This window comes from Enterococcus sp. S183_ASV_20 (assembly GCF_018919685.1).
Taxonomy (GTDB): Bacteria; Bacillota; Bacilli; order Lactobacillales; family Enterococcaceae; genus Enterococcus; species Enterococcus faecalis.
On sequence record NZ_JAHLRI010000002.1, the window covers coordinates 106,431 to 126,101 of the forward strand.

A 19,671-nucleotide genomic window follows, 5' to 3' on the forward strand; every position below is an offset into this window, starting at 1 on the left:
TTTCTACTTCCCTTCAGTTAAATATTGATCGAGCATATCCTCTTTAATTCGTTTTAGTTCTGTTCTCGGTAGCATACTTAATAGTTCCCACCCAAGATCTAACGTTTCTTCAATCGAACGGTTTGTATCGAATCCTTGGTTGACATATTCTTCTTCAAAACGTTGGGCAAAGGCTGCGTAAATTTTATCGACATCGGAAAGAGCTGATTCTCCTAAAATGACAGCTAATTCTTTGGCTTGTTTCCCTTGTGCATAAGCTGAGAACAATTGATTCATCGTCGCTGCGTGATCCCCGCGCGTTTTGCCTTCGCCAGTTCCTTTGTCTTTAAGACGGGAAAGTGATGGCAATACATCAATTGGTGGTTGGATACCACTCTTATATAGTTCCCGGGACAAGATAATTTGCCCTTCTGTAATATAGCCAGTTAAATCGGGAATTGGATGTGTTTTATCCTCCTCTGGCATTGTTAAAATAGGAATCTGTGTTACGGAACCTTTTGAGCCACGAATTCGGCCTGCCCGTTCATACAACGTTGCTAAGTTCGTGTAAAGATAACCTGGGTAACCACGACGTCCTGGAACTTCACGGCGTGCTGCTGAAATTTCTCGCAACGCTTCGCAATAATTGGTCATATCCGTCATGATAACTAAGACATGCATGCCCTTTTCATAAGCTAAATATTCAGCGGCTGTCAAAGCCATTCTAGGCGTTGCAATCCGTTCAATGGCTGGATCATTCGCTAAGTTCATAAACAAGACTGAACGATCAATTGCGCCTGTTTGACGGAAATCTTCCATAAAATATTCCGCTTCTTCAAAGGTAATCCCAATGGCCGCAAAAACTACGGCAAATTCTTCTTCACTATTTAACACGTTGGCTTGTCTGGCAATTTGTGCCGCTAATTCTTTATGAGGTAAGCCAGATGCTGAAAAAACAGGTAATTTTTGACCACGAACTAAGGTATTTAAATGGTCAATCGCTGAAATCCCTGTTTGGATGAACTCATCGGGATAATCACGAGCGACTGGATTGATAACTTCGCCGTTAATATCTAATTTTTTCTCAGGTAATAATTCTGGTCCATTATCTTTTAAGCGACCTAAGCCGTCAAAAACGCGCCCCATCATATCTGGCGAAACCCCTAATTCTAAAGGATGTCCCAGAAAGCGAACTTTTGAATCACGAATATTGATGTTACTCGTTCCTTCAAAAATTTGGACCATCGCTTTATCTCCATTGATTTCTAAAACTTGCCCTTGGCGAATTTCGCCATTTTGCATGCGTACTTCAATTAATTCTTCGTACTTTACGCCTGCTACTTTTTCAACAATCATCAGAGGACCAACGACTTCATTGATTGTGCGATATTCTTTAATCATTCGTCATTCCTCCTTCAGCAATGATTTCTTTTATCGTTGTTTTAATTTCTGCTTGTAAACGATCCAATTTTTCTAATTCCTCTTCTGGTAAATACTTGCTACGAGCAATGCGATCGCGGATTTCAACTGTTCCCGCCATTAACTCAGAGAAATAAGTGCCTAAACTTAAGGCTTTTTGACCTTCTTCACCAAAAGTTAGAATCAATTGCAACATTTTCGCTTGTTTTGTTCGAGAAGTGAACGTATCCACGTCATCAAAAGCATTTTGTTGCAAATAGTCTTCCCGTAATGATTTGGCTGTTTCCAACGTTAAACGGTCTTTATCCGACAAGGAATCAATCCCAACCAAGCGAACAATTTCTTCCAATTGAGATTCCTCTTGTAAAATCCGCATCCCTTCAGCTACCATAGCGGCCCAGTTTCCTTGCAATTCCAAGTCTAAATATTGCCCTACTTCTGTGGAATAAAGAGAATAACTTTGCAACCAGTTAATAGAAGGAAAATGACGTTTTTGTGCTAATTGGGAATCTAAGCCCCAGAATACTTTAACAACGCGTAACGTATTTTGAGTGACAGGTTCTGATATGTCCCCACCAGATGGCGAAACCGCACTAATCGCTGTAATGCTTCCTTCACGATGATCTTTTCCTAACGCGATGACTTGTCCTGCTCGTTCATAATATTCAGCTAAGCGACTACCTAAATAGGCTGGATAGCCTTCATCACCAGGCATTTCTTCTAACCGACCACTCATTTCTCGTAACGCTTCTGCCCAACGAGAAGTAGAATCCGCCATAATTGCGACTGAGTAACCCATATCACGGAAATATTCTGCAATGGTAATCCCTGTATAAATCGAGGCTTCCCGTGCCGCCACCGGCATATTTGACGTATTCGCAATTAAAATCGTCCGATTCATCAAAGACTCACCAGTTGTTGGATCAATTAATTCTGGAAATTCATTTAAAACATCTGTCATTTCATTCCCGCGTTCCCCCACAACCAACGTAAACGACTAAGTCGACATCGGCCCACTTGGCAATTTGGTGCTGAACGACTGTTTTTCCAGCGCCAAATGGTCCTGGAACTGCTGCCGCTCCGCCTTTCGTAATTGGGAAAAAGGTATCAATTACGCGTTGTCCGGTCACCATCGGTACTTTGGGACTTAGTTTTTCTAAAATGGGACGTCCCCGCCGAACGGGCCATTTTTGCATCATGCTAAAACTTTCCGTTCCTTTAGCCGTTTCCACTGAGTAAACTGTTTCATCAATGGCAAAGTCACCTGCTTTAATTTCGGCAATCGTTCCTGAAACGCCGAAAGGCACCATAATTTTATGTTGAATAATCGGTGTTTCTTGAACCACACCGACGATGTCACCTGCCGACACTTCTTCACCAACTGACACAGTCGGTTCAAACGTCCATTTTTTCTCACGATCTAACGCATCAATTTTAACGCCACGGCCTAAAAAGTTACTGTGGGTTACTTCTTGAAATGTATCCAATGGTCGTTGAATACCATCAAACATTTCGGCAATTAAACCTGGGGCTAATTCAACAGATAATGGTTCTCCTGTTGAAATAACTGGTTCTCCTGGTCCAATGCCTGTTGTTTCTTCATATACTTGAATCGAAGCGACGTCGCCTCGCATTTCAATAATCTCTCCGATAACGCCTAAATCTCCTACATGACAAATGTCTTGGATACTAGCATCTGACATGTTTTCAGCTAAAATCAAAGGACCTGAAACTTTGACAATTTTTCCAATTTGCACGCTCATTCTCCTTTGCATTATAAAATATTTTGTCCAATTGCTTTTTCAACATTTTTTTCAATCTCACTTAAACCGATTCCGATTGTACCATTATGACTTGGGATTAAAATAATCGCTGGTGTCACTTGTTCTTTGTATCGTTCAATCGTTTCTTCTGCTAAAGTAGAGGCTTCTTCCGTTATGAAAATGACCCCAAACTTATTTTTTGCCATAGTTTCAATGGCTTCTCTAACTTGCATTTCTGAAATGGCATGATGGACCTCAAAGCCAAACAGTTTAAATGGTAAGATTGAATTTTTGTCTCCAATGACACCAATTTTATACCCCATTGACTTTTCGCATCCTTTCTCGAATTTTTTCATTTGAAAACCCACTATGTTTTCCGACCAAAATTAAACGCAAATTTTTCCATTCAACTTCTTTCGCATTCAAAAAGGCTAGTAATGGGAGCGGCCCAAAAGCAACCGTCCGACCGTTTTCATACATTGAGGTCAGGTAATCATCTTTGAGTTTTTCAAAAGCCAATAAATTTAATTCATTGGTTTCTTTATTGATAATCTTTTCTAATAGTTGTCCGTAATTCGTTGTTCTGACAAATGCTGTAAATTCTACAAGTGACTTTTCCGCATAGGTCAACAGCTCTTTCTTTGAGAGACTGCCAGCGCTAGAAATCACGGTTGATAAAAAGTTACTGTTTTGATGTTGAACAATCCCTCTAGCCATCGTTGATAGATTGGTTAAATCAATAAAAGCGATGACTTCCTTCGTTAACTCTTCATAGCCCAATTCATCCGCCAATTTTCGCTGTTGCTGTAAAAATGCTCGATCATAAAGGATATCAATTGCTTGTGGCAAACCGCCTTCTTCCAGATAGGCAAAAACATCACGGATCACTTCTAACAACGCTGGCTCAAGTTCGGAAGAGTTTTTTGTATGAATGGCACTTTTGACTGTGTTTAGAGAATAACGACCATCTTCTAAATAAAGATAATCAAAATCTTTACCTGTTCGCTCAGCTTTCGTCAAAATTTTCAAGTTATGGAAGGTAAAACGCATCGTATACAACGTTACTACAGCTGGTTCTGGAGCCATTTCATATAACCAGCGATAAAGACTTCCCAGCGCTTCAGAAGAATGGTAGTCAAATTTTTCTTCAAAAGTTTCGGTTAAATAAGGTTGATAAACCGTACTTTTTAACATATTTTTAACGTCTTCAACTGTTTCCGCTTCTAAAAGTTGTTGAAACTGTTGCTCAGAAAGCAGCTCCGTTTCTTTTAAACGAATCAGCGGATTAATTTGATGATACGTTGGTTTTCTCATGCTACGTCCTCCCTTCTTAACTGAAAAGTTTTTCTGCTACTTTAAAGCCTTCTGTTTTTTGAATCTCTTCAACTAATGCTGAAAAGAGAAAATTATAATCCAAACCGTCTTTTGCAACGATAAAGCCACTTTCTTTTGGAACAACTTCCTCTGAAAGCTCCCATTGAACAGTAGCATCAGAAAGAGCGGTCAGCCATTCTTGCGTCACTTTCGTTTGAGAATACTCGCCTAAAAGAATGGTCGCTTTTCCTGTTAATTCAAGTGAACCTAATTGTGCTTTCATAAATTGTTGAAATTCTTCTGCTGACCATTCACTCATCTTTAAGACCACTTCGTCAAATAATTGGTTAAGATATGCTTGTTTTTTATTTAATGCATACTGACGAATTTCTAGTGTTTGCCGTTGTTGGCGTTGTTTAAATTCTTTTAATAATTGTTGTTGTCGTTTTTCTATTTCATGTTCTTGCTTCAGCAAAATTTCTTGTTGTGCTGCTTGGAATTCTTGATCGATGCGCGTTTGTTCACTGGTGACATAGGCTTCGACTTCTTGCTTTCCTTGTTGCTTAATTTCACTGATGATTTTTTCAATGGCATCCATCCATCTGCCTCCTCAATTATTTGACGTTCAATACAAGTAAGAAGGAAATTACGAACCCTAAGATGGCATAAGTTTCAACCATGGCAGCATAGATAATTCCTTTTGTTGCATGTTCTGGTTTCTTCGCTAAAATTTGGATCCCCGCAGCGGCTACACGACCTTGGGCAATCCCAGAGAACAATCCTGCAAAAGCAATTGGTAAAGCTGCTACAAAATAGTTCAATCCTTGAACCATACTCATATCGTTTCCTAAGTTAATATAAATTAAGAAAGCAATAACGAAACCGTATAGTCCTTGTGTACCTGGTAATAACTGTAAAATTAACGCTTGACCAAATTTTTCTGGCTGCTCCGTCGTTAAAGCTGCTGCTGCTTCCCCAGTAAAGCCAACCCCTTTGGCTGATCCAATCCCAGCAAAAATTGTCGCCATTGCCATTCCTAATACTGCAAAAACAATTCCACCATTATTATTAATTAAGTAATCCATCATCTCTATTTTCCTCCAATAAATAATTTTCTATTTTTTCTCAACATTGACATACTTTTCTTTTGTTTTTAGCGGATTAAACGCCCGGCCACCGCCTGTGTAAAATTTTCCAAAGAACTCAACATATTGCAAACGTGCGCCATGAACATACGCACCTAATAACGATAAGAATATGTTTAACGCATGTAAAACAATTAACAGCAAGATGCCCACGCTAAAACGGGCAACTGGCGGCATGAACTCTACGAGCATATTAAACGCTGAAGCAATACTTCCCCCAGCAATTCCTAACGCCATCAAACGTGTATAACTAACTAAATCACCGACATAACCTGTCACACCGTATAGTCCATACAGTCCTTTGGCTAAGCCTTTTAATTTGGCCTTCGATTGAATCATTGGAATCACAATAATTGCAATGGCAGAAAGGCTTGCTAAAATCGCACCTGCTGTAAATAAGCCTTCATTTTTAACCACTAATTTACCAACGACTAACAATGCTAAACCAAACAAAATCCCTAACCAAGCGTAACTTTCGTTAATACTATCTAAATAGCGCTTTTGTTTTGATAACTGAATCCCATTAATCATTAAACCGACAACCAATTGGATAAACCCAAAAATAACCGATAAAATAAGAATCGTATTTACATCTTCGGTCGTTGATAAAATCGGAAATGGTGATTTGATTCCAAACATTGTTGGCGGTAATGCTGCACCGAAAAACGAACCGTAAATGAAGCCCCAAATAATTGTTGGAAATGATAAAATCAAGAAAAAGTCGGCAAAACGTTTCATGCCTCTCGGTAAAACAAATGCTTTCAGAGCAATAATAGACAAGAGTAGCATCAGTAAGCCATAGCCAATATCCGCTACCATCATGCCAAAAAAGACTAGATAAAACGGCATCATCGCAGGTGTCGGATCAACTTCTTCATATTTTGGTAAGCTATACATCTCTGTTAACATTTCAAACGGCTGCACCAATTTATTATTCGCTAGTTTAACTGGTATATCCGTCTCAATTTCCGCCTTCGTAGGATTTTCAAAAGTAAGAGCTATTTCGTCCTTAGGAACTTTTTCTTCAATCGCTGTCAAAATATCGGCTTTTTCTTCGACTGGAATCCACGTTTGCAAGATGAAAAATGATGAAGCATTTAACAAATGTTGACGTGCTTGTTCTCTTTGGATAACCGCCAATAAGACTTCTTCAGCCAAGCAAAACGTTTCATAAAAATCATGATAAGAAGCCAGTTGTTGCTTTAAGACTTTTTCTTCTTTTTGTAAAATTTCATATCGTTCTTTGACTTGTTGATATGCCTCTTTAGGCGGAACATCATAACGGTATTGGAGTGGTTCAAAACTATATTGGTTTAATAACTCGGTTACACTCTGCTGATGTTCCTTCAGGTAAACGAGTGTAAAGTAACTATGATGCATACTTTGATAAATTTCTTCAAAATAAACCGTTGGCCATTGAGACAAAGCGCTCAAGAAACTGGCTTTATTGGCTAGATTTATCGAACCATGAACGACATAACTACTTTTTAACTGCTGTTTGTGCGGTAGAACATCCAGATATTGCCAGCGGCCTAATAATTCTTCTTCGGTTTCTAATCCTTGACGATCCGTTTGAATTTGTTTCAAAGATTCTTGAATATTCTTTAATTCCGTCAAATAGCTTTGTAATGTTTCTTCATCAAAGGTTTGTTCCAACTCTTCCAAAGTATAGACTTTTCTTTTTATCTTTAACCCTTTTCCTGAAGAGCGTGTCAAAAATAAAAGAAGCTCTTGCAATTGTTGTAGCATCGTTTCATATTTACGTAGCTGTTCAGTTGACTGTTCTGCTTGTAAAAAAGAATATTGACTCTTTAAGGCTTGTTCTTCTTCAGGCGAATGAAAAATCCGTTTTACTTCGACAATTTGCAAGCCTTGAATGGCTTGTAGAATTGCTGCTTCTTTTTCGGCAGCGGCAATTATTGTCATTTTTTCCATTTTACTAACTGCCATAAACGTCTTTCACCCTCTCAATAATTGAATCAATGACTTGTTCTTTGTTCGCTTCGTAACGTTCGTGAAGCGCTTGTTCAGTGCGCTTTGTTTCATCTAAAAGTTGTTCTTTTTCAAGTTGTAACATCTTTTCTTGCGTTGCTAGTGAATCCGTCAGCACTTTTTCAACAGCTTCTTCACTCTCTTGACGTAGTTCAGCTAAACGTTCTTGCTTCTGTTCTTCATATAAACGACAATTCATCTTAGCTTGTTGCCGATGCTCTTCCACCGCATCTTCCGCTGCCTTGATTTGCTCTAGTACTTCTTGTACCATTGTCTCCACCTCCTTAGTTTTTACACCTTTAGCATATAAGAAAAAGGACTAGCGAAATAGAGATACGCTCAGCCCTTTTGTTTTAGGTATGCAAAAAGGCGCAAACTCAAAAATTGTTCTTCTCACCCCTTGAAGAACTGAATCCTTGAAGCTTTCGCCCAACCATTCTTTATTCAATACTCTACCATCTTAGCAAAGTTTTTCGCAAAATTCAATACTTACCCAAATGAATTAAAATAACAAATTTTCACTTTTATAATAGGTAATAAAAAGGCATTATTTTTTTCGCTTTATAATTATTGATCTTGAATTTTTTTCACATAGATGTGCTATACTTACGTAAACAATTAAATTTATTTGGAGGGATCTCTGATGAATATACGATATATTTCAATCTCTGGTAATACACGCTCATTTGTTCAACGTTTAACAACTTATGCTGAAGAGCAACATCAGCACAACGAAAAAAATCCTACGATTACTTTCAAAGAAATTTCGGAAAATTCTCCGTTAGAAGTAGAAACAGAACCATTTTTTACCTTTGTGCCTACCTATTTAGATGGTGGCGATGGCATCAACAACGGCAATACCGAAATTTTAACAGAAGTCATGCGAGAATATCTTGCTTTTGAAAATAATTATCGTTATTGCTCTGGCGTGGTGGGCAGCGGCAATAAAAACTTTAACCACCAATACTGCCTGACAGCTAAACAGTATGCGGAACAATTTAACTTCCCCTTCTTAGCTGACTATGAATTAAGAGGTACCCAAGCGGATATTGAACGAATTTATGCTACTTTAATGAAAAACCAATAAGCAAGTTTCATTACTAAAAAGCTCACCTATGATAGACTACATTTTGAGGTGAAGAAAAATGAGAAATACATGGTTAGCAGAACAACTTCAGTCAATCAGCGAAGAACCCAACTCTTTTATTATCGAGGAAACCATCAAATATATTGAACAATTAGAAGATGATAATGAAAGTCTTCAAGTTGCATTGGAAGGAACCATTTGGAGTCCTAAAAAATGGAACGAACCATTGGAAAAATAATTTAAACAGAAGAAAAGAGCCAGAAACGTAAGTGTTTCTGGCTCTTTTCTTCTGTTATTTACAAATTATAGACGTGCATTTAAGTCTTTTGCTAATTCTTCAAATCCTGGTTTACCTAATAAAGCGAACATGTTGCGTTTGTAAGCTTCAACACCTGGTTGGTCAAATGGATTAACCCCATTTAAGTAACCTGAGATGCCCACCGCAATTTCGAAGAAGTACATAACATAACCTAATGAATAAGCATCCATTGTTGGCACTTTAACGATCATGTTTGGCACACCACCATCTGTGTGAGCAAGCAACGTACCTTCGAACGCTTTTGTATTGACGAAGTCAATTTCTTTTCCTTGTAAATAGCCTAAGCCATCTAGATCTTCATTTTGTTCTGGAATTGAAATGCTATGGCGTGGATTTTCAATTTTAACCACTGTTTCAAATAAGTTACGCATACCTTCTTGAACATATTGACCCATGGAATGTAAGTCAGTTGAAAAGTCTGCGGCTGCTGGGAAAATACCTTTGCCATCTTTTCCTTCTGATTCACCATATAATTGTTTCCACCATTCAGAGAAATAGTGCATGCCAGGCTCATAGTTAATTAACATTTCAGTTGTTTTGCCTTTACGATATAAAATGTTACGTAACGCAGCATACTGATAGGCTTGGTTTTCTTTTAAGTCGCTCGTTGCGCCGTATTCTTTACGTGCATCATTTGCACCTTCCATTAAACGATCGATATCCGCGCCGCTAACAGCGATTGGTAAAAGACCTACTGGCGTTAAAACAGTGAAACGGCCGCCCACATCATCAGGAATCACAAATGTTTCCCAACCTTCCGCATCAGCTTCAACTTTTACTGCTCCTTTAGAACGGTCAGTTGTCGCATAAATACGTTTATTGGCTTCTTCTTTGCCATATTTATTAATTAATAACTCTTTAAAGACGCGGAAAGCAATCGCTGGTTCTGTCGTCGTTCCAGATTTTGAAATAACGTTGACAGAAAAATCACGATCACCAATCACATTGATTAAATCAGCTAAATAAGTTGAGCTGATGCTATTTCCAGCAAAGAAGATTTGTGGCGCTTTTCGTTCTTCTTTTGATAATAGATTATTAAATGAATGTGTCAAAAATTCAATTGCTGCACGGGCACCTAAATATGAACCACCGATACCAATGACTACTAATACCTCAGAGTCAGATTGAATTTTTGCTGCTGCTTTTTTAATGCGCGCGAATTCTTCTTTGTCATAGTTTTCTGGTAAATCAATCCAGCCAGTAAAATCATTACCAGCTCCTGTACCTTCACGTAATGCTTTGTCCACTGCAGTGACTTGTGTTTGCATGTATTCCAATTCATGGTCAGCAACAAATGGTGCTAATTTGGAATAATCTAATTGAATGTGTGACATTCCTTTTCCTCCTCGAAAGTAAACTTACTACATGTATACTTTACGTGTTTTTAGACATTTTTTCAAGCAAATTCTTTTGGATAGACCAATTGTTTAATTTTAACTATTTAATTAGAGATATTTATTCTCTTAATCAAACAAACCAAGAAAAAATGCTAGGAAATCCTAGCATTTTTTGTTATTAAACGAGTCCTTGACTCAGCATCGCTGCCGCTACTTTTTCAAAGCCAGCAATATTCGCACCTAAAACAAAGTTATCTCGTGCCTGATATTCGTTAGCTGTATCACGACAAGTCTCATAAATGTTTTGCATAATTTGATCTAGCATACCGTCAACTTTTTCAAAGGACCAAGCTAAACGTTCAGCATTTTGGCTCATCTCTAATGCAGAAACCGCAACACCACCTGCATTAGCGGCTTTGCCTGGACAATAAATTACAGCTGATTTAGCAAAAACGGCGACTGCTTCTAGTGTACAAGGCATATTTGCGCCTTCTGCCACGACTTTCACTCCGTTTTTCACTAAAATAGCGGCTTGCTTTTCGTTGATTTCATTTTGTGTTGCACATGGTAACGCAATGTCATACGCTGTTTCGAAATCCCAAACAGATTCTTTATCATAATAAGTTGCGCCTTTACGTATTTCAACATATTTTGAAATGCGTTCACGATTTTTTTCTTTTAGTTCTTTTACTAACGACACATCAATTCCTTCTGGATCATAGACAAAACCAGACGAATCGGAACATGTGATTACTGTGGCGCCTAGCTCAGTTGCTTTTTCCATGGCATAAATTGCGACATTCCCACTACCAGAAACAGCGACTTTTTTGCCTTCAAACGTATCGTTTTTATCTGCTAATAAATGTTTAACAAAATAAACCGTTCCATAACCCGTCGCTTCTGTTCTTGCTTGGCTTCCCCAGTATCCTAAAGGTTTGCCAGTCAACACTCCTGCATCATAGTTGCGCAAGCGTTTATACATGCCAAACAAATAACCAATTTCACGAGCGCCTACGCCAATATCGCCTGCTGGAACATCTGTACTTGGACCAATATGTTTTTGAAGTTCGGTCATGAAACTTTGACAAAAGCGCATCACTTCAGCATCTGACTTGCCTTTTGGATCAAAATCACTACCGCCTTTGCCGCCACCGATTGGCAAACCAGTTAAACTATTTTTAAAAATTTGTTCAAAGGCCAAAAACTTCATCACACTTAAATTCACACTTGGATGAAACCGCAAACCACCTTTGTATGGTCCAATCGCTGAATTATATTGGACACGATAGCCTCTGTTCACATGCCAATTGCCCTGGTCATCTTGCCACGGCACACGAAATTGAAAAATACGTTCAGGTTCAATCAAGACACCTAAAACATTTGCTTCAATGTATTGAGGATTTTTTTCTAAAAAACCTTCTACGGTTGGTAAAAACTCATCGACTGCTTGTAAATATTCTGTTTGACCTTGGTCTAATTGGTGAATCTTTTCTTGAATATTTTTAACATATTGTTTTGCGTCCATTTAATCATCCTCTCATTGTTATAGGCTTATTTTAACTGAAAATTCAAAAATTACCATAGTCAAACGTTTATTTTTTCCTTAAATCCAGAAAAAATCCCGTAATTATGGTACACTACCTATTGAATTGGAGGAGAACTATGAAGAAATTTGATGTAATTATTGTCGGCGCTGGGACAAGTGGTATGATGGCCACGATTGCGGCCGCCGAAGCAGGCGCTCAAGTATTATTAATTGAAAAAAATCGCCGTGTTGGGAAAAAATTATTAATGACTGGTGGCGGCCGCTGTAATGTAACTAATAATCGGCCCGCAGAAGAAATCATTTCATTTATTCCTGGAAATGGAAAATTTTTATACAGCGCATTTTCACAATTTGATAACTATGATATCATGAACTTTTTTGAATCCAATGGTATTCACTTAAAAGAAGAAGATCACGGACGCATGTTCCCTGTCACAGATAAATCGAAGTCAATTGTTGATGCGCTATTTAACCGCATTAACGAATTAGGAGTCACTGTTTTTACAAAAACACAGGTCATAAAATTACTACGAAAAGACGATCAAATAATTGGCGTTGAAACCGAACTGGAAAAAATTTATGCACCGTGTGTTGTATTAACAACTGGCGGCCGCACTTATCCTTCCACAGGAGCAACTGGTGATGGCTATAAACTAGCCAAAAAAATGGGGCATACCATCAGCCCACTCTACCCTACCGAATCGCCTATTATTTCTGAAGAACCTTTTATCCTTGATAAAACGTTGCAAGGTCTCTCTTTACAAGATGTTAATTTAACTGTTTTGAACCAAAAAGGAAAACCTTTAGTTAATCATCAAATGGATATGCTGTTTACACATTTTGGCATTTCAGGACCTGCCGCGCTCCGCTGTTCTAGTTTTATTAACCAAGAATTAACTCGCAACGGTAATCAACCTGTCACGGTAGCCTTGGATGTGTTTCCGACAAAATCTTTTGAAGAAGTGCTGAAAAACGTTGATTACATGATTGAGGAACAGCCAAATAAAGTGGCAAAAAATGCCTTTCATTCTTTAATACCAGAACGGCTGCTTACTTTTTATCTAGAGAAACTAGCAATTGAAGAAGTGCCTGCCAAACAACTAACAGAAAAGCAACGTCTTTCCTTTGTGGAACTACTGAAAGACTTTCAGTTCACTGTTACGAAAACATTGCCTTTGGAAAAATCTTTTGTCACAGGCGGTGGGATTTCCCTCAAAGAAGTGACCCCTAAATCAATGGAGAGCAAATTAGTCAATGGTTTATTTTTTGCTGGTGAACTTTTAGATATTAATGGCTATACTGGAGGCTACAATGTTACAGCTGCGTTTGTCACTGGACATGTTGCTGGCTCCCATGCCGCAGAAATTGCAGAATACACCTATTTACCAATTGAAGAAGTCTAAACAAAAAGTCGCTATTTTAGCGACTTTTTGTTTACTTTTTTTATTTATCAATAATTTTCCCGTTTTCTAAATAAATAGTGCGGGTGGCTACTTTTTCCACAAACGTTTCATCATGCGAAGTGAAAATTACTGTTCCTTGATAGGCACTTATAAATTCTTCAAGTGCTTGGATTGTCTCTAAATCAAGAAAATTGGTGGGTTCATCCAATAAGATGATATTATTTGGTTCTATAAACAATTGCGCCAAAGTAATTTTTATGGCTTCGCCACCACTTAGAGAAGATATCTTTGTCTGTAAATTTTCTTGTTGAAAACCTAGCCGATATAAAAGTGAACGCACAATCTTTTCAGAATAATTTGTCCGCTTCAATAAATAAGTCAACAGTGGTTCATCATTTTTTAATCGATAATCTAATTGATGATACGTTCCTAACCGGACTTTGGGAGAAAAGTAAATGGCTGGGTGACGGGCTTCAATTTGTTGAAGAAAAGTACTCTTCCCAGCACCATTTTTTCCACAAAGTGCTATTTTTTCGTTTAAAGGAATTTGAACGTTCACTTGGTTAAGAATTGTTCGATTCTCATAAGCGAAAGTTAAATTTTCAATTCTAATTGGATATGGATTGTATAAAGAGAACTGATTATTAGTAGGAAAAATAATTTTTCGCTCTTGTTTTGCTTGCGCAACATCGGGTAATCTGTCAATTCTGCCCCTAAAATGAGAGAATCGGACTTTAGTAGGATACAATTTTACCGAAACTATGGCAAAATAAAGACGGAGGTGAAAACCATGAAGATTACATTGACACGAAAAACATCAGCTTGGGGCGCGTTACGCTATTTTACATTTTATAAAAATGGTGTGCATCAAGGGAAACTTTTTACTAATGTACCTATTGAAATTGAGGCTGATCCTGGGGATGTTTTAACGTTCTATGAAGGCTGGTTCCAATTTTATCGGCGCATTGAAGTTACTGAAGATACCAAAGAAATCACGATTATCAATTCTAAAAAATTGCAACACGTTTTTTATACCTGTGTCGTCTTATTTTTAATTTTAACGCTATTATTCCTTTCCGCACAGAAACTTTCGACATTTATTATTGCTGAAATTTTAATTTACTCTGGTATTCAATGGCTGTTCCGGCAACAAACCTATCATTTTACTGTCAAGAAAAAAACGGAATCCTTTGCTTCCTATTCTAAAAAAAGTATCGCACACTAAACGAATCTTTAGCGTGCGATACTTTTTAATTACTTTTCATTAATTCGGCCACATATGTGACTGTTTCTGGTTGTGTTTCTTCAATTTTATTAATCGCATCTGCAAAATTCGGTAAATGCGCTTTGTGGGCAATTAATAATTCGTCCAACAAGGTCTTCGCCATAACGCCGCCAGGAACTAATGGATTAATAGTGAAAGCATGCAATGCTGCGCCGTAATCACCATTGATGGCTGCTCGAATAACCGTTTCTTCCATAGCTTTCATATTTTGAATAATTCCTCTTGCTGCTGGCGGAAAGGCCCCCCAGTTGTAAGGTTCATGGCCATGAGCTGTCACAGGTCCAGATACTTCTACAACACAATCATACGGTAAATCAGTAATTGTCCCATTATTTTCAGTAGAAACAACCATATCCGTTCGTTTATCATTATAAATTGATGCAATCATTTCACAAGCTGCATCGCTATAGTGTGTGCCGCCCCGTTCTTCTAATTCTTTTGGTTTGTAATCTAGTTTGGGATCTTTATACAATTCAAACAGACGACCTTCCGTTTCTTTAACCACTTGTGCTCTTGTTTCGCCCCGTTCATACTCTTCGATGGAATGCTTCAACATCTCATCTTCAATATAATAATAGCGATGATAACCACATGGTAACATTCCTAAATCTTTTAACTGTTCATAATGGAACGGCGCATCAAAAATATTTTTCAAATGACTTTCTTGCTCTTGCTTAGGTCCGTAAATTAAATCAATGAGTTCTTGTGTTCGCTCTTGTCCTTCTTTGTCCCAAACGCGGTGCCAATGGAAATGATTAATTCCAGCAAATTTAAAGAATAAGTCTTCTTCTGGAATTCCCAGCATTTCGGCCGCTTGTTTTCTATGACCAATCGGCACATTACATAAGCCAACTGTTTTTTTCCAACCGCCATGTTTAATTGCAGCTTCCGTAACCATTCCAGCTGGATTAGTAAAATTCACTAACCAAGCATCTGGGCAAAGACGTTTCATATCGTCAATAATAGCTAAAATGACAGGAATTGTTCGAAATGCTTTAAACATTCCTCCCGCGCCATTTGTTTCTTGGCCTAATACTCCATGGGACAAAGGAATCCGTTCATCTTTAATGCGAGCATCTAATAATCCTACACGGAACTGTGTTGAAACAAAATCCGCCCCTTTTAAGGCTGCTTCACGGTCCAATGTTAAATGAACTTCCCAATCTAAACCAGCAGCTTTAATCATGCGCTTCGCCATTGCACCTACGATTTCCAATTTTTCTTTACCAGCTTCAATATCGACTAACCAAATTTCCTTAATTGGCAGTTCATCTTTTCTTTTAATGTATCCTTCAATTAATTCAGGTGTATAACTAGAACCGCCACCAATTGTTGCAATTTTTAATGCTCCTCTTGTCATCCGTCTTCTTCCTCCTTGATTAAATTGTTATCGTTTACATCTTTAGGATAAATTATGGGAATGTTCCCATGTCAAGCACTATTTTCAAAAAAATGTATGCTATACTTCTTATAAGAATACATTCCACTTTGGAGGTAAAAAATGACGTCTATCATTGATGTAGCAAAAGTTGCCGGTGTCTCGAAATCGACTGTTTCTCGCTTAATTTCTGGAAAAGGATATGTGAGTGCCGATAGTCAAGAAAAAATTCTCAAAGCAATGAAAGAATTAAATTATACCCCGAATTATGTGGCGCGGAATTTACGAGCAGGTGCCACAAAAACCATTGGCTTTTTAGCCCCTAGCTATTTAGGTTCCTTAGGTATTTTTTTGAATCGCTTTATTTCAATTGCCAAAAAATACAATTATTCCGTAACCTTATTTTTTACAGATGGCGATCAGCAGAAAGAAATTGATGCCTTGAACCAATTAAAATACAAACAATTAGATGGCTTGTTTTTATTGACACGAACAAATGAATGGTCGGTGATTGAGCCTTACAGCGCGTATGGTCCTTTAGCAACCTGGCATCGTATCGATTCACCTAATATATACTCTTCCTACATTGATCATTACTCTGGTTATTATCGTTCCTTAGAATATTTACAACAACAAGGATACCAAAAAATTGGTCATGTCCTCGGTAATCCCGAAAATTTAAACACGCACGCACGAAAACGTGCAATGAAAGATTTTTATGAAAACACTCAGGCGCCTTGGCAAGCTGAGTGGCTGATTAATGATCAGTATACTAACCATTCTGGTCGCAAAATTGCCCATTACTGGCAACAATTAACCGACAAGCCAGAAGCTTTGGCCTTTTATAATGATCACGTAGCAGCTGAGTTTATTTCAGAACTTGAAAATCTAAATTATGCCGTTCCTCGCGATGTCGCTGTCATTGGCTTTGATAATAGTTATGTCAGTGAGTTGATGCATATTACGACTGTTGATTATGCCATTCAGTATCAAGCCGAAAACTCATTTATTTACCTATACAACCAATTAAATCAGACGAAGATTCCTGAAAAAAAATTAACCGTTCGTCTAGTTGAACGACGAACGGTGCCTAAAAAAGACCCGGCAGATCAGTCACTTTGACTGATTTACCGGGTCCTTTTAGAGTTAAACAAAAATTATTTATGCTTTTGTTCATTTTTTAAAATAGAAATTGACTGTTTTAAGGATTGAATCATGCCGCCTTCGCTGTATACAAGAACGTTTGATTTGTATAAACGAGCAGAGAAGATTGTTAAAATAATTCCAAAGACTGCCAAAATCACTAATGAGACAATTGCTTCCATTGTTGATGCCGTTTCGGTCGCCAAGCGTACTGGCATAATGTATGACGAAATCAGCGGAATAAAGGAAGTCGCTTTCACCACGATATTTTGTGGATCATTCGTCCCAAACGTAATGCCAATCATATAACCGATTAAACCAATATACATGATGGGCTGAACTGCTTTTGCTGTATCCTCTGGTTTGGAAACAAGAGAACCACAAAGTGCTGCCAAAACAGCAAAAACGAGAATACCAATAATGAAAAAGCCTAATGTAAAAATAAAGGTTGATGAAAAAATACTTTGTGGTGAAATACCACTTAATAGACTTTTCATAAAATCAAGATTTTTCAATTGAGAATAGCCGAGAACAAACGCCACTCCGTAAATGAAAATTTGTGTTAAAGCTACTAGAATAACCCCAGTTAATTTGCCATAAAAATGGGTTTGCGCTTTTGTACTAGAGAGAATAACTTCCATGATTCTAGTGCCTTTTTCAGAAGCAATCTCTTGGGCAATAATTGAAGAATAACTGCTGATGAAGACAAATAACAAAATTGTTATCCCCATTGCTAACGCCATTTGAATCCCTGTGTTATCTTCTCCTGTTTTTATTTTGCCATTTTCATCAAAACTAATTTTGGCTTTTTTAAATGTTGCTTGTTGATTCAACATGGCAACTTGCTCAGCTGTTAGGTTTAAACGATTGGCATTCGCCATTGTTTGTAATTGGTTTAACATTTGAGGAATTAGCATCTCGGTTGCATTTCCTAAAGAGCGTTCAGAGTAAAGCTGACCAGAAATCTGATTATCTGTAGTGTCCAAAAGTAAATAGGCATCAATTTTCTCGTCTTTTAATTGTTCTTGGGCCTTTTTCTCAGAAGAAACAGCTTTGAAAGAAAAGTCCTCTGTTTTATTCTTTGTCAACTCTTTAACGAGCGCTTGATTTTCCGAAACCAGACCAATGGTAGTATCTCCTGAAAAACCGCTAGCTAGAGAGCCCGCTAAGTAAACAATTCCTACAAGAAGAAATGGCGCTAAAATCATGATTAAGAAAGACAGCGACTTCACATTTTTCTTATAGACATCAGTCGCAATAATCCAAAATTTACTCATCTTGCCCACCTACTTTCATTTTGAAAATTTCTTCCAATGTTGGTGGTTGTTGATTAAACATTGGAATGTAGCCGTTGGCTGTCGCTTTATCAAACAACACTTTGCCCACTTCAGCGTTTTCTAATGTTGCTTCTAAGACGCCATCTTGTCGCAAGTGTGCTTCTTTCACACCTGCTGTAGCAGCAACTTCCTCAACAGATAACGGTGATTCTAAGAATAATTTTGTTCGACCAAATTGTTGTCGAATTTCATGAACCTGACCATCTAAAACCATGCGTCCATTTTTTAACATGACTAAATGGTCACAGATTTTCTCCACATTGTCCATATTATGACTGGAAAAAATGACACAAGAACCTTGATTTTTCAATTCAATAATGCCGTCTTTTAATAATTCTGCATTAACTGGATCCAAGCCACTGAATGGTTCGTCTAAAATAATTAACTTCGGTTCATGAATAAGTGTCGCAATCAATTGAACTTTTTGTTGATTTCCTTTTGATAAAGATTTAACTTTATCCGTTTTTTTGCCTTTAACTTGAAATTTTTCCATCCAAAAGTCAATTTTAGGTTCAATTTCTTTTTTAGTTTTTCCCCGCAACGAAGCGAAATAAATTAGTTGGTCTTCAATCGTAATTTTAGGATATAAACCCCGTTCTTCTGGTAAATAACCAATAATATTGTACTCTTTTTCGTTTAATGGTTGACCATTCCATAAAACTGACCCGCTATCTTGTGTTAAAAAATTTAAAATCAAGCGAAACGTAGTTGTTTTCCCGGCACCATTTTGGCCAATTAATCCTAAAATTTTCCCGTCCGGTATCGTAAAGGATACATGATCAACTGCTTTAAAATCCCCAAAGGTTTTGACTAACTCTTTTACCTCTAACACATAAACGCCCCCTTCACTTTTTCTAAACCGCTGTTTAGTTACTCATATCGTATCTTTCCTGTGTTGGCTTGTCAATGACAATTGTTATGGAAAGATGTTGCACTTTAATCAGACGCTTTATTTTCTGCTAAACGAAAAAGGCCATCCGTCTCGGCAGAAATATGCACTTCATTTGCGGTCAAGCCTGTGCTTTCATAAAATGTATTTTTAAATTCCTTTGCCGATTTTGATGATTGACAGGCCCAAATTCGACCTGTACGATTCAACCACGTACCCAATTCATTCATCAAACGCTCATCAATCAGTAATTGATTTGGTACTTTTTTAAATTTTATTTGATAAACGGGTGTTAGTATTTTCATGATCAGACGTCCTCTCTTTTAAGTTAGTTT

Annotated in this window: 18 protein-coding genes, 2 pseudogenes and 1 other annotated feature; of the genes and pseudogenes, 5 read left to right on the forward strand and 15 right to left on the reverse strand. The window is 37.7% G+C overall.

Features of this window, described 5'->3' with window-relative positions; genetic code table 11:
* Positions 1 to 3 precede the first annotated feature (3 nt).
* The 8 genes and pseudogenes from KQI94_RS01695 to KQI94_RS01730 form a co-directional block, all read right to left on the reverse strand.
* A complete protein-coding gene (locus KQI94_RS01695) occupies positions 4 to 1,380 on the reverse strand; it encodes a V-type ATP synthase subunit B (protein WP_002357674.1) in 1,377 nt (458 codons plus the stop codon).
* Positions 1,373 to 3,155: pseudogene (locus KQI94_RS01700) on the reverse strand (V-type ATP synthase subunit A). The gene KQI94_RS01695 and the pseudogene KQI94_RS01700 overlap by 8 nt, the downstream one beginning before the upstream one ends.
* A gap of 17 nt (positions 3,156 to 3,172) precedes the next feature.
* Entirely contained in the window at positions 3,173 to 3,484 is a 312-nt protein-coding gene (locus tag KQI94_RS01705; RefSeq protein WP_002357676.1) for a V-type ATP synthase subunit F, read from the reverse strand.
* Positions 3,474 to 4,475, reverse strand: coding sequence for a V-type ATPase subunit (locus KQI94_RS01710; protein WP_002369446.1), 1,002 nt, complete (start codon positions 4,473 to 4,475; stop codon positions 3,474 to 3,476). The genes KQI94_RS01705 and KQI94_RS01710 overlap by 11 nt, the downstream gene beginning before the upstream one ends.
* A 16-nt stretch (positions 4,476 to 4,491) precedes the next feature.
* Positions 4,492 to 5,073 (reverse strand): hypothetical protein, encoded by a 582-nt coding sequence (locus KQI94_RS01715; protein WP_002369448.1) that lies wholly within the window; start codon positions 5,071 to 5,073, stop codon positions 4,492 to 4,494.
* A 16-nt stretch (positions 5,074 to 5,089) separates the two neighbouring features.
* Positions 5,090 to 5,563 carry a V-type ATP synthase subunit K gene (locus KQI94_RS01720; protein WP_002363905.1) on the reverse strand — a complete coding sequence of 158 codons (474 nt, stop codon included), beginning with the start codon at positions 5,561 to 5,563 and terminating at the stop codon, positions 5,090 to 5,092.
* A gap of 27 nt (positions 5,564 to 5,590) precedes the next feature.
* The gene (locus KQI94_RS01725; RefSeq protein ID WP_002369449.1) at positions 5,591 to 7,570 is read right to left on the reverse strand and encodes a V-type ATP synthase subunit I; all 1,980 of its coding nucleotides are present in this window, start codon (positions 7,568 to 7,570) and stop codon (positions 5,591 to 5,593) included.
* Positions 7,560 to 7,883: a V-type ATPase subunit F gene (locus tag KQI94_RS01730; protein WP_002381927.1), complete on the reverse strand. Its 324-nt coding sequence runs from the start codon at positions 7,881 to 7,883 to the stop codon at positions 7,560 to 7,562. Before KQI94_RS01730 ends, KQI94_RS01725 begins: the two co-directional genes overlap by 11 nt.
* A 116-nt stretch (positions 7,884 to 7,999) precedes the next feature.
* Positions 8,000 to 8,047, reverse strand: a sequence feature (sodium ion sensor (DUF1646 type); this cis-regulatory element may regulate processes involved in with the transportation of sodium ions).
* Between the two features lie 208 nt (positions 8,048 to 8,255).
* Between KQI94_RS01730 and nrdI the strand changes: the two genes are divergently transcribed.
* Positions 8,256 to 8,699, forward strand: coding sequence for a class Ib ribonucleoside-diphosphate reductase assembly flavoprotein NrdI (gene nrdI, locus KQI94_RS01735; protein WP_002390609.1), 444 nt, complete (start codon positions 8,256 to 8,258; stop codon positions 8,697 to 8,699).
* 58 nt (positions 8,700 to 8,757) lie between these two features.
* On the forward strand, positions 8,758 to 8,937 hold the full coding sequence (locus KQI94_RS01740) for a hypothetical protein (RefSeq protein WP_002357684.1): 180 nt from the start codon (positions 8,758 to 8,760) through the stop codon (positions 8,935 to 8,937).
* A gap of 65 nt (positions 8,938 to 9,002) precedes the next feature.
* Here KQI94_RS01740 and KQI94_RS01745 read toward each other — a convergent pair whose 3' ends face one another.
* Positions 9,003 to 10,352, reverse strand: a complete 1,350-nt coding sequence (locus KQI94_RS01745) for a glucose-6-phosphate isomerase (protein ID WP_002369451.1) — start codon at positions 10,350 to 10,352, stop codon at positions 9,003 to 9,005.
* A gap of 181 nt (positions 10,353 to 10,533) precedes the next feature.
* The gene (gene gdhA, locus KQI94_RS01750; protein WP_002369453.1) at positions 10,534 to 11,880 is read right to left on the reverse strand and encodes an NADP-specific glutamate dehydrogenase; all 1,347 of its coding nucleotides are present in this window, start codon (positions 11,878 to 11,880) and stop codon (positions 10,534 to 10,536) included.
* Positions 11,881 to 12,017: 137 nt separating this feature from the next.
* Here gdhA and KQI94_RS01755 point away from each other — a divergent pair, with 137 nt between their 5' ends.
* On the forward strand, positions 12,018 to 13,304 hold the full coding sequence (locus KQI94_RS01755) for an NAD(P)/FAD-dependent oxidoreductase (protein WP_216454307.1): 1,287 nt from the start codon (positions 12,018 to 12,020) through the stop codon (positions 13,302 to 13,304).
* A 40-nt stretch (positions 13,305 to 13,344) separates the two neighbouring features.
* On the opposite strand, the pseudogene KQI94_RS01760 reads toward KQI94_RS01755, so the two are convergent.
* Positions 13,345 to 14,013 (reverse strand): annotated as a pseudogene (locus KQI94_RS01760) (ATP-binding cassette domain-containing protein); the annotation flags it as partial.
* Between the two features lie 9 nt (positions 14,014 to 14,022).
* Here KQI94_RS01760 and KQI94_RS01765 point away from each other — a divergent pair.
* Complete coding sequence (locus KQI94_RS01765) at positions 14,023 to 14,529, forward strand: hypothetical protein (protein WP_002357693.1); 507 nt, start codon at positions 14,023 to 14,025, stop codon at positions 14,527 to 14,529.
* Positions 14,530 to 14,554: 25 nt separating this feature from the next.
* Here the strand turns inward: KQI94_RS01765 and KQI94_RS01770 are convergent, their stop codons facing one another.
* The gene (locus KQI94_RS01770; protein WP_002357694.1) at positions 14,555 to 15,949 is read right to left on the reverse strand and encodes a 6-phospho-beta-glucosidase; all 1,395 of its coding nucleotides are present in this window, start codon (positions 15,947 to 15,949) and stop codon (positions 14,555 to 14,557) included.
* 141 nt (positions 15,950 to 16,090) lie between these two features.
* Here KQI94_RS01770 and KQI94_RS01775 point away from each other — a divergent pair, with 141 nt between their 5' ends.
* Positions 16,091 to 17,089, forward strand: coding sequence for a LacI family DNA-binding transcriptional regulator (locus KQI94_RS01775; protein ID WP_002357697.1), 999 nt, complete (start codon positions 16,091 to 16,093; stop codon positions 17,087 to 17,089).
* A gap of 35 nt (positions 17,090 to 17,124) precedes the next feature.
* Here the strand turns inward: KQI94_RS01775 and KQI94_RS01780 are convergent, their stop codons facing one another.
* From KQI94_RS01780 to KQI94_RS01790, 3 genes are all read right to left on the reverse strand, one after another.
* The gene (locus tag KQI94_RS01780) at positions 17,125 to 18,387 is read right to left on the reverse strand and encodes an ABC transporter permease (RefSeq protein ID WP_002369459.1); all 1,263 of its coding nucleotides are present in this window, start codon (positions 18,385 to 18,387) and stop codon (positions 17,125 to 17,127) included.
* Positions 18,380 to 19,279 carry an ABC transporter ATP-binding protein gene (locus KQI94_RS01785; RefSeq protein WP_002357699.1) on the reverse strand — a complete coding sequence of 300 codons (900 nt, stop codon included), beginning with the start codon at positions 19,277 to 19,279 and terminating at the stop codon, positions 18,380 to 18,382. The genes KQI94_RS01780 and KQI94_RS01785 overlap by 8 nt, the downstream gene beginning before the upstream one ends.
* Before the next feature lie 104 nt (positions 19,280 to 19,383).
* Positions 19,384 to 19,641: a DUF3884 family protein gene (locus tag KQI94_RS01790; RefSeq protein ID WP_002369461.1), complete on the reverse strand. Its 258-nt coding sequence runs from the start codon at positions 19,639 to 19,641 to the stop codon at positions 19,384 to 19,386.
* Positions 19,642 to 19,671: the final 30 nt, after the last annotated feature.

What these genes read in the sequence shown, in the direction of transcription:
- KQI94_RS01710 (WP_002369446.1), bottom strand. Translation starts at nt 4,475, where the DNA reads ATGAGAAAACCAACGTATCATCAAATTAATCCGCTGATTCGTTTAAAA.
- KQI94_RS01745 (WP_002369451.1), bottom strand. Translation starts at nt 10,352, where the DNA reads ATGTCACACATTCAATTAGATTATTCCAAATTAGCACCATTTGTTGCT.
- KQI94_RS01695 (WP_002357674.1), bottom strand. Translation starts at nt 1,380, where the DNA reads ATGATTAAAGAATATCGCACAATCAATGAAGTCGTTGGTCCTCTGATG.
- KQI94_RS01780 (WP_002369459.1), bottom strand. Translation starts at nt 18,387, where the DNA reads ATGAGTAAATTTTGGATTATTGCGACTGATGTCTATAAGAAAAATGTG.
- gdhA (WP_002369453.1), bottom strand. Translation starts at nt 11,880, where the DNA reads ATGGACGCAAAACAATATGTTAAAAATATTCAAGAAAAGATTCACCAA.
- KQI94_RS01730 (WP_002381927.1), bottom strand. Translation starts at nt 7,883, where the DNA reads ATGGTACAAGAAGTACTAGAGCAAATCAAGGCAGCGGAAGATGCGGTG.
- KQI94_RS01775 (WP_002357697.1), top strand. Translation starts at nt 16,091, where the DNA reads ATGACGTCTATCATTGATGTAGCAAAAGTTGCCGGTGTCTCGAAATCG.
- nrdI (WP_002390609.1), top strand. Translation starts at nt 8,256, where the DNA reads ATGAATATACGATATATTTCAATCTCTGGTAATACACGCTCATTTGTT.
- KQI94_RS01790 (WP_002369461.1), bottom strand. Translation starts at nt 19,641, where the DNA reads ATGAAAATACTAACACCCGTTTATCAAATAAAATTTAAAAAAGTACCA.
- KQI94_RS01740 (WP_002357684.1), top strand. Translation starts at nt 8,758, where the DNA reads ATGAGAAATACATGGTTAGCAGAACAACTTCAGTCAATCAGCGAAGAA.
- KQI94_RS01765 (WP_002357693.1), top strand. Translation starts at nt 14,023, where the DNA reads ATGAGAGAATCGGACTTTAGTAGGATACAATTTTACCGAAACTATGGC.
- KQI94_RS01755 (WP_216454307.1), top strand. Translation starts at nt 12,018, where the DNA reads ATGAAGAAATTTGATGTAATTATTGTCGGCGCTGGGACAAGTGGTATG.
- KQI94_RS01720 (WP_002363905.1), bottom strand. Translation starts at nt 5,563, where the DNA reads ATGATGGATTACTTAATTAATAATAATGGTGGAATTGTTTTTGCAGTA.
- KQI94_RS01715 (WP_002369448.1), bottom strand. Translation starts at nt 5,073, where the DNA reads ATGGATGCCATTGAAAAAATCATCAGTGAAATTAAGCAACAAGGAAAG.
- KQI94_RS01705 (WP_002357676.1), bottom strand. Translation starts at nt 3,484, where the DNA reads ATGGGGTATAAAATTGGTGTCATTGGAGACAAAAATTCAATCTTACCA.
- KQI94_RS01725 (WP_002369449.1), bottom strand. Translation starts at nt 7,570, where the DNA reads ATGGCAGTTAGTAAAATGGAAAAAATGACAATAATTGCCGCTGCCGAA.
- KQI94_RS01770 (WP_002357694.1), bottom strand. Translation starts at nt 15,949, where the DNA reads ATGACAAGAGGAGCATTAAAAATTGCAACAATTGGTGGCGGTTCTAGT.